The organism is Halomonas borealis, from assembly GCF_004798905.1.
GTDB classification, from domain to species: domain Bacteria; phylum Pseudomonadota; class Gammaproteobacteria; order Pseudomonadales; family Halomonadaceae; genus Halomonas; species Halomonas borealis.
In genome coordinates this window covers 1-12,067 of record NZ_SDMO01000013.1, presented here as the reverse complement: position 1 = coordinate 12,067, position 12,067 = coordinate 1, and the positions used below count along the sequence as shown (strand labels likewise).

Genomic DNA, 12,067 nt, shown 5'->3' with positions numbered 1-12,067 from the left:
GGTGAGGTTCACGGCAATCGTGTTACAAAATGTAATTCTTATCGACACCCTCTCATGCATGCCTCGCTATCGAGCCCCGCTCAGCGCGAGAACACCACCGTTCGACGCCCGAGCAGGAACACCCGACGCGCCACATGAGCATCGACGGCCCTTGCCGCAGGTCGAGAGCGACACTCGATATCCCCCGCTCAGCGCGAGAACACCACCGTTCGACGCCCGTGCAGGAAGATCCGGCGCGCCACATGAGCATCGACGGCCCTTGCCGCAGGTCGAGAGCGGCACTCGACATCCCCCGCTCAGCGCGAGAACACCACCGTTCTACGCCCGTGCAGGAATACCCGGCGTGCCACATGGGCATCGACGGCCCTGGCCGCAGGTCGAGAGCGGCACTCGGTATCCCCCGCTCAGCGCGAGAACACCACCGTTCGACGCCCGTGCAGGAACACCCGACGCGCCACATGGGCATCGACGGCCCTTGCCGCAGGTCGAGAGCGGCACTCGATATCCCCCGCTCAGCGCGAGAACACCACCGTTCGACGCCCGTGCAGGAACACCCGGCGCGCCACATGGGCATCGACGGCCCTTGCCGCAGGTCGAGAGCGGCACTCGATATCCTCCCGCTCAGCGCGAGAACACCACCGTTCGACGCCCGTGCAGGAACACCCGACGCGCCACATGAGCATCGACGGCCCTTGCCAGGGTCAAGCACTCGATATCCCGGCCCTTGGCGACCAGATCCTCGGGGGCATCGGCGTGGCCGACCGGCTCCACGCCCTGGGTGATGATCGGCCCCTCGTCCAAGTCATCGTTGATGTAATGCGCGGTGGCCCCGACCAGCTTGACGCCCTTCTCGAAGGCCTGGTGGTAGGGCTTGGCGCCCTTGAAGCCGGGCAGCAGGGAATGATGGATGTTGATCGCCCGACCGGAGAGCTTCTCGCACATCTCGCTGGACAGCACCTGCATGTAGCGAGCCAGGATCACCAGCTCGGCGCCGGCTTCCTCGACGACCCGCCAGACTCGAGCCTCCTGCTCGGCCTTGGTGTCCGCGGTGATCGGGAGATGGTAATAGGGCAGCTCATGCCAGTCGGCCAGCGGCTTGAGGTCCGGATGGTTGGAGACCACCGCACGGATCTCGATCGGCAGCTGGCCGGTGCGGTAGCGATACAGCAGGTCGTTCAGGCAATGATCGGCCTTGGAGACCATGATCACCACCGGCAGCCGTGCATCCGGAGCCGTCAGCTCGAAGTCCATCTCGAACTCGGCGGCCCGAGCGGCGAAGCCGGCCTGGAAGGCCTCGGCATCGAAGTCGGGCGCCGGCGGGCGGAACTCGGTACGGATGAAGAAACGCTCGCCGTGGTGATCATCGAAGGATTGCTGTTCGGTGATGTAGCAACGACTTTCCTTCAAGAAGCGGGTGACCACGTCGACGGTGCCCAGGCGACTGGGGCACTGCGCGGTAAGGATCCAGGTGTCGGCGCTATTGCCGACACGACGGTTCATGGGGTTCATGGCGAGTCTCCTGACGAAGCAGGCCGGAGCGGAGCCCCGGCCTGTGGCACAACGAGGTGGCGGAAGCGCCGAGCAGTCAAGGCGCTGCCGCGACGCGACTCTCGCGTGTTTCCTAGGCGATGTCTGAAACGTCGACGAGCGATGATCAGACAAGGCAAAAATCGACGAAAAGACGGAGCTTACGCGGTGTAAATGAGTCCTTTGAGTCGATTTTTAACGCCGTATGAGCGAACGCAGGCACTTGTCGAACAACGCCTAGCGTTCGACGCCGATGGCGTATTCCTCGCCGGCATCCAACAGCCAGCGATAGGTATAGTCGGCGAAGCTGCGGCGCACGATCAGCTCCCAGCGCGACTCGGAGGGTCGACGCAACACCACGCTCGTCTTGGCGAAAAGGGTGGTCACACCCTTGCCGACCGGGAAGTGGCTCGGGTGCACGTCGTAGACCACCGACTTCATCAGCAGCTCGTGGGCGGCTTCGCCTTCGAGCTCGATCAGGGTCTGGCCACCGCCGATGTTACTGATCGCGAAATGGGCATCGCCCAGGGCCGCACGCAGACGTTTCTCCAGCTCGAATTCCTCGCCACCGGGCACGATCACCAACCACTCATCCGGCGAGATCCACTGGATGGAGCGCTGACCTTCGGCATCGAGGGTCAGGCCCTGAGGCTCGCCGGGCAGGGAGACACCGAGCACCTCACGCACCGCGTCGTCGAGGACGATCGCGCCGCCACGCAGCACCAAGTGCCCCATGAAGGGGCGCTCGCGCAGCACCACCCGGCTGTCGGCGCCGGGGGCCGGGGCCCCCGAGCGACGATAACTGTAGGCCAGCGGCGACTCCACCGGCGTATTGGCCTCGGTACGGGTATCGAAGGTCCTGACTGTTTCAACGGCAAGGTTAGACATGCTGACGCTCTCCCTTGGGATCGAGGAAGATGGTGCTGACGATTTCGGCCTCATGGACCTGACCGTCGGCCATGGGTAGATAGACGGACTCGCCCATCTTCTGCTGACCGCCCTTGACCACCGCCAGGGCGAAGCCTGATGCCAGGGTCGGGCTGTAGTAGCTGGAGGTCACGTGGCCTTCCATCGGCATCGGGATCGCATGGTTCGGATCGAGCACGATCGGGGCGCCCTCCTCCAGCACTACCTGGGAGTCCCTCGGCTTGAGGCCCACCAGCTGCTTGCGGCCGGCCCGCGCGCTATCGGGGCGCGTCAGGGCACGCTTGCCGATCCAGGAGAACGGCTTGTCGTAGCCGATCGCCCAGTACATGCCGAGGTCTTCCGGGGTCACCGAACCATCGGTGTCCTGACCGGCGATGATGAAGCCCTTCTCGGCCCTCAGCACGTGCATGGTCTCGGTGCCATACGGCGTCAGCCCGTACTTGTTGCCATGGGCGAACAGCGTCTCCCACACCGGCAGCGCATAGTTGGCCTGGACGTTGATCTCATAGGCCAGCTCGCCGGTGAAGGAGATGCGGAACACCCGCGCCGGGACCCCGGCGACCTTGCCCTCGCGCCAGTCCATGAACTTGAAGCTGTCACGGTCGAGATCGATGTCGGTGGTGACCTCTTCCATCAGTTTGCGCGCTTCCGGGCCGGTAACGGTCATGGTCGCCCAGTGGTCGGTCACCGAATTGAAATAGACGTCCAGCTCCGGCCATTCGGTCTGATGCCAGATCTCGAGCCACTCCATCACGGTGGCGGCGCCGCCGGTGCTGGTGGTCATCAGGAAGTGGTTGTCGCCCAGGCAGCTGGTGGTGCCATCGTCGAACACCATGCCGTCGTCCTTGCACATCAGGCCATAGCGCACGCGGCCGGGGGCCAGCTTGGCCCACTTGTTGGTGTAGACGCGACCCAGGAACTCACGCGCATCCGGCCCCTGGATGTCGATCTTGCCGAGCGTCGAGGCATCGAGGATGCCGACCTTCTCGCGCACCGCCAGGCATTCGCGGGCCACCGCCTCATCCATGCTCTCGGTCTTGCCGTCGACCTGGCGCGGGAAGTACCACGGGCGCTTCCACTGGCCGACGTCCTCGAAGGCCGCCCCTTGTTCCACGTGCCACTGGTGCATGGCGGTGTAGCGCTCGGGATCGAACAGCTCACCGCAGTGACGCCCGACGATGCTGCCGAAGGTCACCGGTGTGTAGTTGGGACGGAACACCGTGGTGCCCACCTCGGGGATCGAGCGCCCCAGGCAACGCGCGGCGATGGCCATGCCGTTGATGTTGCCGAGCTTGCCCTGGTCGGTGCCGAAGCCCATGGCGGTGTAGCGCTTGACGTGCTCGATGGACTCGAAGCCCTCGCGGGTGGCCACCTCGATGCCGGCCGCGGTGACGTCGTTCTGCAGGTCGACGAACTGCTTCGGTGCGCGCAGGGTCGTCTTCTCGTGGGGCACCTGATAGAGCGCGCAGGCCTCGCCATCACGCCGCGCGGGGACCTGGGGCGGGCTCACCGAGACGGCCTCGAAGCCGGCCTCGACGGCCGCCTGGCGGCCCGCCGCGACACCGTCGTCCAGCACCTCGGCGGTGGCGTAGACGGCCTGGGCCCCTCCGGCGGCGGCGACGCCCGGCACGGTGTTGGGCACGAAGCCCAGCCGGTCGTCACGCCAGGTCGGGCGGCAACCGGTGTGGGACGCCAGGTGGATGACCGGGCTGTAGCCGCCGGAGCTGGCGATGGTGTCGCAGGCGAGGGTCTCGGCGGTCCCGACCACGCGGAAGCCTGCGATATCGATCGGGGCGATGCGCGCGGCATTGACGCGGCTATCGCCCTTGGCCTCGACGACCGCGGAACCGGTGATGACACGAATGCCCTTGACACGGGCCTCGGCGACCAGCTCGCCGTCCGGATTGGCCCGAGCATCGGCGATGGCCACCACCTCGCGGCCGGCCTCGACCCAGTCCAGGGCGGCGCGATAGGCGTGATCGTTGCTGGTGGAGAGCACCAGCCGTTGCCCCGGCACCACGCCGTAGCGGCGGATATAGGTGGACACGGCGCCGGCCAGCAGGTTGCCCGGCACATCGTTGCCGGCGTAGACCAGCGGACGCTCGTGGGCCCCGGTGGCCAGCACCACACGCCCCGCACGCACGCGATGCAGGCGCGAGCGAACCTGTCGGCGCCCTTCCTTGCGTGGTGCGGTGTCGGCCAGGTGCTCGGTGCGCCGCTCATGCAGGGTCACGAAATGATGGTCGTGATAGCCGTTGGCGGTGGTGCGAGACAGCAACGTCACGTTGTCCATCGCGGACAACGCCTCGAGGGTCTCGGCGACCCACTGATCCGCCGGCCTGTCGTCGAGCAGCTCGCGAGAATCGAGCAGCGAGCCGCCCATCTCTTCCTGCTCGTCGGCGACGATCACCCGCGCCCCGCTCCGGGCGGCGGCCAGCGCCGCGGCCAGGCCGGCCGGGCCGGCACCCACCACCAGCACATCGCAGTGCTGGTGCAGGTGGTCGTAGATATCCGGATCGCCTTCCATCGGGCTGCGACCCAGGCCGGCGCTCTTGCGGATGTATTTCTCGTAGGTCAGCCACATGGAGGCCGGGGCCATGAAGGTCTTGTAGTAGAAGCCCGGCGGCATGAAGCTGCCGCTCAGCTTGCCGACCAGGCCCATCAGGTCGCGCTGGACGTTCGGCCAGCCGTTGGTGCTACGCGCGCTCAGGCCGTCGTACAACGCCTGCTGGGTGGCACGCACGTTGGGCACCTGGGCGGCCTCGCCGTCTCCGAGCTGGACCAGCGCGTTCGGCTCCTCGGCACCGGCGGCGACGATGCCGCGGGCACGCGAGTACTTGAAGCTGCGATTGACGATATCGACGCCGTTGGCCAGCAGGGCGGACGCCAGGGTGTCGCCAGCATGGCCCTGATAGGTCTGGCCGTTGAAGCTGAAGCTCAGCCGACGAGAGCGATCGATGCGACCGCCCTGGGCGAGACGGTTCGCTTGTTGCCTGGGCTGGCTCATGCTCGGACTCCTTCACGAAGCGATGCCGGGTCGGCGGCCACGGACGGCCGGCCCTCGGGGTTCTCGGCGGTGAACGTCGGCTGCTCGCCCATCTTGTAGGTCTCGAGGATCGCGTAGCTCACGGTGTGGCGCGTGATGTTGAAGAACTTGCGGCAGCCCACCGCATGTACCCACAGCTCGTGGTGGATGCCACGGGGGTTGTCGCGGAAGAACAGGTAGTCGCCCCACGCCTCGTCGCTGCACGACTCAGGCTCCTGGGGGCGGGCGATATGCGCCTGCCCCTTGGGGTGGAACTCTTCTTCCTCGCGGTGTTCGCCGCAGTAGGGGCAATGGATATAGAACATCGTGTTATCCCTCCATCACTCAGGATGAAAGCGAAATGTATCTCTGTACTTTGATCGCCTGCCGGTGCTGAACGAAAACTCGTCGAGCGAAGGCAAGACAAGGCAAAAAATGGCGAAATAGCGGAGTTTACGAGCCGTAAGTGAGCATATTGAGCCATTGTTTAACGCCGTATTGTCGAGCACAGACCGTTTCCGTCAGTACCTAGTGAGCCACGCCGGCCGCCCCGTGCTCGTCGACCAGCGCCCCGGTGTTGAAGCGGTCGATGGAGAACGGCGCGGCGATCGGGTGCATCTCGCCCTTGGCCAGGCTGGCCGCGAACACGTTGGCCGAGCCCGGCGTGGCCTTGAAGCCCCCGGTGCCCCAACCGCAGTTGAAGTACAGGCCCTTGATCTTCGTCTTGGAGAGGATCGGGCAGGCATCCGGACAGGTATCGACGATGCCGCCCCACTGGCGGTTCATGCGTACCCGCGAGAACATCGGGAACATCTCGACGATGGCCTGCAGGGTGTGCTCGACGGTCGGATAGCTGCCGCGCTGGCCATAACCGTTGTAGCCGTCGATGCCGGCGCCGATGACCAGGTCGCCCTTGTCCGACTGGCTGATATAGCCATGCACGTGGTTGGACATGGTCACGGTGTTGAGCACCGGCTTGAGCGGCTCGGAGACCAGCGCCTGCAACGGGTGTGATTCCAGCGGCAGCTTGATGCCGGCCATCTTGGCCATCACGCTGGAGTTGCCGGCGGTCACGCAGCCGACGGTCTGGGCCTCGATGTCGCCGCGATTGGTGTGCACGCCATGGATCTGTCCATCGCGGATCTTGAAGCCGGTGACCTCGGTCTGCTGCAGGATATCCACGCCCAGGGCGTCGGCACCGCGGGCGAAGCCCCAAGCCACGGCGTCATGGCGAGCCACGCCGCCGCGCGGCTGCCAGGAGGCGCCGAGGATCGGGTAGCGCGCACGCTTGGAGGTATCCAGCGCCGGCTCGATCTCCTTGATCTGCTGCGGGGTGACCACCTCGCCGTCGACGCCGTTCAGGCGGTTGGCGTTGACGCGGCGCTGGATGTCACGCATGTCCTGCAGGGTATGCCCCAGGTTGAGCACGCCGCGCTGGGAGAACATGACGTTGTAGTTGAGCTCCTGGGACAGGCCTTCCCACAGCTTCATGGAATGCTCGTAGAGCGCCGCCGACTCGTCCCACAGATAGTTGGAACGCACGATGGTGGTGTTGCGCGCGGTGTTGCCGCCACCCAACCAGCCCTTCTCGATCACGGCGACATTGGTGATGCCGTGCTCCTTGGCCAGATAGTAAGCCGTGGCCAGCCCGTGGCCGCCGCCGCCGATGATGATGACGTCATAGGCCTTCTTCGGCGTCGGGTTACGCCACTGGCGCTGCCAGTTCTCATGGTGGCTCAGCGCATGCTTGACCAGCCCGAAACCTGAATAACGTTGCATAGGGGATGACTCCTCAAGGGCCCCGCCGCTACCGCGACGGGGAACGGGCTCACGCGGTGGCGGTAGCGGCGTTGCTCGACTCGACCGCGGCCGCGGCCGCGGCATACACGGGATGGCGAGCGCAAAGCTCGGCCACCTTGCCGCGCACCTCGGCCTCGATGGCGGTGGTGTCCTGCTGTTTCTCCAGCTCATCGAGGATGTCGCAGATCCAGCCGGCGAGGGCCTCGCAGTCGGCCTGATCGAAGCCGCGCGTGGTCACGGCCGGAGTACCGAGACGCAGCCCGGAGGTCACGAACGGGCTCTGCGGATCGTTGGGCACGGCGTTCTTGTTGACGGTGATGTGCGAACGGCCCAGGGCGGCATCCGCCGCCTTGCCGGTCACGCCCTGCTTGATCAGCGAGACCAGGAACAGGTGGTCGTCGGTGCCACCGGAGATCACGTCATAGCCGCGTTCGACGAACACACCGGCCATGGCCCGGGCGTTGTCGATGACCTGAGCCTGGTAGCGCACGAAGTCCTGGCTCATGGCCTCGCGGAAGGCCACTGCCTTGGCGGCGATGACGTGCATCAGCGGACCGCCCTGCTGGCCCGGGAAGACCGCGCCGTTGAGCTTCTTGTAGAGCGCCTCGTCGCCGCTGGCGGAAAGGATCAACCCACCACGCGGACCGCGCAGGGTCTTGTGGGTGGTGGTCGTCACCACATGGGCATGGGGCAGCGGGCTCGGATAGTGGCCGGCGGCCACCAGGCCGGCGACATGAGCCATGTCGACCAGCAGGTAGGCACCCACGGCATCGGCGATATCACGGAAACGGCGCCAGTTGACGACCCGCGAATAGGCCGAGAAGCCGGCGATGATCAGCTTCGGCCGGTGCTCGTGGGCCAGGCGCTCGACTTCCGCGTAGTCGATCTCGCCGGTGTCGGGATTCAGGCCGTACTGGATGGCGTGGTAGTGCTTGCCGGAGAAGTTCGGTGCCGCGCCATGGGTCAGGTGCCCGCCATGGGCCAGGCTCATGCCCAGCACGGTGTCGCCCGGGGCGACCAGGGCCATGAAGGCCGCGGCGTTGGCCTGGGCACCGGAATGCGGCTGGACGTTGGCGTAGTCGGCGCCGAACAGCGCACAGGCCCGTTCGATGGCCAGTTGTTCGACCACGTCGACATGCTCGCAGCCGCCGTAATAGCGCTTGCCCGGGTAGCCCTCGGCATACTTGTTGGTCAGCTGGCTGCCCTGAGCCGCCATCACCTGGGGGCTGGCATAGTTCTCGGACGCAATCAGCTCGATATGGGCTTCCTGTCGCAGCACCTCGTCATCGATGGCGGCGGCGACCTGCGGATCGGTCAGGGTCAGGTTGTTGTCATTCATCTCTCATCACCCTCGAATTGGCTTCGCAACAGTAAGATAGGGCGGCGCTCGGAGTATCCTGAAAACGACGTCCGCCTTGCCAGGCGAGACACCGAGCCTCGCGCGTCGCCTCTTAGGACATATTGATAGCCAAACCCAGCCTGGAAAGATTGAATACATGCGACAAAGTTACCGATAAAATCGCGACAAAATAATTAACTTATTGATTTTTAACAAAATAAAATTATCGAGATTTTTGTATATAAGCCCCTTAAACACGAAGGACCGACGCTTGCGCGCCGGCCCCATGATCGCGAGATGCCTGCCTATCCCGCCGCCGTCGACCCCGATGCCTTCAGGGCACCATCGACGGCGCCCTCATCGATCTCCATGATCGCCTCGCCGTCGGCCTGCCATTGGGCCTTCTCGGCCTCGCTGGCACGCGGCGAGAACCAGCCCATCCACGCATAGAACACGCCGATCAGCGGTGATAGCCAGCAGGCGAACGCCAGCGGGATGTACAGCAGATCGCCCATGCTACCGTCACCGATACTCAGGCCGAGCGAGGTGATCACCACGGCGCCGCCGGCATTCCAGGGAATCAACGGCGAGATCAGGGTACCGCCTTCCTCCGTGGCTCGGGACAGGTTGAGCAGCGAGTAGCCCTTGCCACGATAGACCGGACCGAACATCCGCCCGGTCAGGGTGATCGACAGGTAGGGATCGCCGGCGATCAGGTTGGTGCTCATGGAGCTGGCGATCGCCGATGACTGCAGCCCGACGAAGCGCTTCACCCGGCTGACGATGGCCGCGATGATGGCGTGCATGCAGCCGGTGCGCTCGAGGATGCCGCCGAACGACAGCGCGATCAGCAGCAGGGTGATGACCCAGGTCATCGATTGCAGGCCGCCACGATTGAGCAGGCCGTCGATCTCGGCCACACCGGTCTCGATGGCATAACCCGAGAAGGCGAAACCGAACAGCCCTTGCAGCCCCTCGTCCTGCAGCAGGAAGGCCGTGACGGCGCCGAGCAGCACACCGACGAACAGCACCGGCAGCGCCGGCATGCGTAGCAGGGCCAGCCCGATCACCACCAGCACGGGCAGCAGCGACAGCACGCTGATGTCGAAGTTCTGCGCCAGCCCCTGGGTGATCGACGCGATACGCTCGAGCGAGGCGGCCTGATCGCCGGCCAGGCCATGCCCCGCCACCAGATAGACCACCAGCGCGACCAGCATCGCCGGCACCGTGGTCGGCATCAGGTTGCGGATATGGTCGAACAGGTTCACCCCGGTCACGGCGGGTGCCAGATTGGTGGTGTCGGACAACGGCGAGACCTTGTCGCCGAAGAAGGCCCCGGACACGATCGCACCGGCGCTCCAGTAGGCCGGGATATCGAAGCCGGCACCGATGCCCATCAGCGCCAGGCCCACCGTGCCCACGGTGCCCCAGGAGGTACCGAGCGACACCGAGACGACCGCGCACAGCAGCGTCGCCGCGGCGAGGAACATCTGCGGGCTGAGCAGTTCCAGGCCGTAATAGATCAGCGTCGGCACGGTGCCGCTGGCGATCCATACGCCGGTGATCATCCCCACCAGCATGAGGATGCCCACGGCGGGCAGGCCGATGCTCACCACATGCAGCATCCCCGCCTCCATCTCCTGCCAGCGCAGGCCGAGGCGTCGGCCCAGCAACGCGGTCAGCGCGATGCCGATGATCAGGGGCACATGGGGAGTGAAGTTACCGAACACGAATAATTGGATGCCCAGCACGCCGAAGGTCAAGACGATCGGCAGCAGGGCCAGGGCGAGTCCCGGTTTCGGGACTTGGGAGGACGACATGGGAAGAGCTCCTTGCGGTTGTTGTTGTACCAGGCCTCCGCCCCGAGGCTCGCCATGAGCGGAAGCCTCTCGATAGATACCCCATTACCCCGCAAGGAGATTGAAGGTTTGCGACATCTTTACCATAAGATTCACGACAGAAACCTATAACACATTGATATTAAGGCATATCCCTAACCGCAAAGGGGATTCAAAAGCCCCCCGAGGAAGCGCCAGCCTGCTTCCCCGCGCGACCCATGACGACTCATTTCCGTGCCTCGGCACGAGACTCGATATGTAGGAAGAACGGATCGACCGGGGCCGTGCCCTCACTGGCGGCCTTGCGCATCGCGGTGGGCGTGGCCCCGAAGGCAGCGCGGAAGTGCCGCGAGAAGTGCGCGGTGTCGGAGAAACCACAGCGCTCGCCGATCTCGGTGACGCTCTTGGCGGTGTAGTGCAACAGCCACAGGCCATAACGCAGTCGCAGGTCGCGGGCGAACTTCTGGGGGCCGACGCCCAGTTCCTCGCGAAACTTGCGCTCGATGTTGCGCCGCGAGGTGCCGACACGCCGCGCCAGCTCGTCCACCGAGATCGTCTGCCCCAGGTGCTGCTCGATGATATCGATGGCCCGACGCACCAGCCGGTCGGTCACCTTGTCGAAGATCACCGGCTGGGGCTGCGGATGACACCCCTGGCGCGCCTCATCGATGAGCATGATATGCAGGCTCTTCATCGCCCAGGCCTTGCCCAGGTGGCGCTCCACCAGGTAGGCGGCGAGGTCCGCGGAGGCGACGCCGCCGGCACAGGTCAGCCGATCGCCATCGTCGATGAACAGCCGGTCCCCTACCGGCTCGATGTCGGGAAAGCGCTGAGTGAGGTCACCATGGTGATACCAGCTGACGCAGCAGCGACGACCGTTCATCAGCCCGGCCTGGATCAACGCGAAGACCCCGGTGCAGACGCCCACCAGGGGCACGCCGGCCTCGTTGACGCGCGTCAGGTAGGCGAGTGCCGCCTCGTCCACGGCATCATGCTCATCCTGCACCCCACCGATGACCACGATGTAATCGAACTCGGAGGGATCGCGAAAAGGCGAACAGGGCGTGATCGCGGCTCCGCAGCTGGACATGGCGTCATGACCTCCGCTGGCCATGAACACCCAGTGGCAACGCAGCTGGCGAGAACGATCGCCCTCGTCGGCGGCCAGGCGCAGACAATCGACGAAGGCCGCGAAGGGCATCATGGTAAAACGCCTCAACAGCACGAAGCCGATGGAGAGCGGCACATCCTGACGATCGGGGGTCATGGGGCGGGAGCCTTGGCAGCGTCAATTCCGAGGGGCAGTGTCACGGGCTTTCCCCCGTGACACAAGGATGACCCCATCGGCCATGTCTTCATCGGTGATGCCGCCGTCGTGCTCCATGTCGACCTCGCCCGAGGTCAGCGGCACCCGGCAGGTGCCGGCAACAAGAACGCCCCATGCCACCGGCATGGGGCGGCGTCGCGTGGCGACAACCCTCAGTACTCGACCACCACATCGCCCGTGGGCTTGCTGCAGCAGGACAGGATGACGCCATCGGCCATGTCTTCATCGGTGATGCCGCCGTCGTGCTCCATGTCGACCTCGCCCGAGGTCAGCGGCACCCGGCA

8 protein-coding genes are annotated in these 12,067 nt (G+C 65.3%); all 8 read right to left on the bottom strand.

Going from position 1 to position 12,067, the window contains the following annotated elements; genetic code table 11:
• Positions 1–621: 621 nt before the first annotated feature.
• Positions 622–1,509 carry a formyltetrahydrofolate deformylase gene (gene purU / locus ETC07_RS12425; protein WP_240724643.1) on the bottom strand — a complete coding sequence of 296 codons (888 nt, stop codon included), beginning with the start codon at positions 1,507–1,509 and terminating at the stop codon, positions 622–624.
• 255 nt (positions 1,510–1,764) lie between these two features.
• Positions 1,765–2,415 carry a sarcosine oxidase subunit gamma gene (locus tag ETC07_RS12420; RefSeq protein ID WP_136248841.1) on the bottom strand — a complete coding sequence of 217 codons (651 nt, stop codon included), beginning with the start codon at positions 2,413–2,415 and terminating at the stop codon, positions 1,765–1,767.
• Positions 2,408–5,461, bottom strand: a complete 3,054-nt coding sequence (locus ETC07_RS12415; protein WP_136248840.1) for a sarcosine oxidase subunit alpha family protein — start codon at positions 5,459–5,461, stop codon at positions 2,408–2,410. The genes ETC07_RS12420 and ETC07_RS12415 overlap by 8 nt, the downstream gene beginning before the upstream one ends.
• Positions 5,458–5,805, bottom strand: a complete 348-nt coding sequence (locus tag ETC07_RS12410; RefSeq protein WP_136248839.1) for a sarcosine oxidase subunit delta — start codon at positions 5,803–5,805, stop codon at positions 5,458–5,460. The genes ETC07_RS12415 and ETC07_RS12410 overlap by 4 nt, the downstream gene beginning before the upstream one ends.
• Before the next feature lie 202 nt (positions 5,806–6,007).
• Positions 6,008–7,258, bottom strand: a complete 1,251-nt coding sequence (locus ETC07_RS12405) for a sarcosine oxidase subunit beta family protein (protein ID WP_136248838.1) — start codon at positions 7,256–7,258, stop codon at positions 6,008–6,010.
• A gap of 49 nt (positions 7,259–7,307) precedes the next feature.
• Positions 7,308–8,618, bottom strand: coding sequence for a serine hydroxymethyltransferase (gene glyA, locus ETC07_RS12400; RefSeq protein WP_136248837.1), 1,311 nt, complete (start codon positions 8,616–8,618; stop codon positions 7,308–7,310).
• A 305-nt stretch (positions 8,619–8,923) separates the two neighbouring features.
• Positions 8,924–10,438 (bottom strand): Na+/H+ antiporter NhaC, encoded by a 1,515-nt coding sequence (gene nhaC, locus ETC07_RS12395; protein ID WP_136248836.1) that lies wholly within the window; start codon positions 10,436–10,438, stop codon positions 8,924–8,926.
• Between the two features lie 244 nt (positions 10,439–10,682).
• Positions 10,683–11,723, bottom strand: coding sequence for a GlxA family transcriptional regulator (locus ETC07_RS12390; protein WP_136248835.1), 1,041 nt, complete (start codon positions 11,721–11,723; stop codon positions 10,683–10,685).
• Between the last annotated feature and the right edge of the window lie 344 nt (positions 11,724–12,067).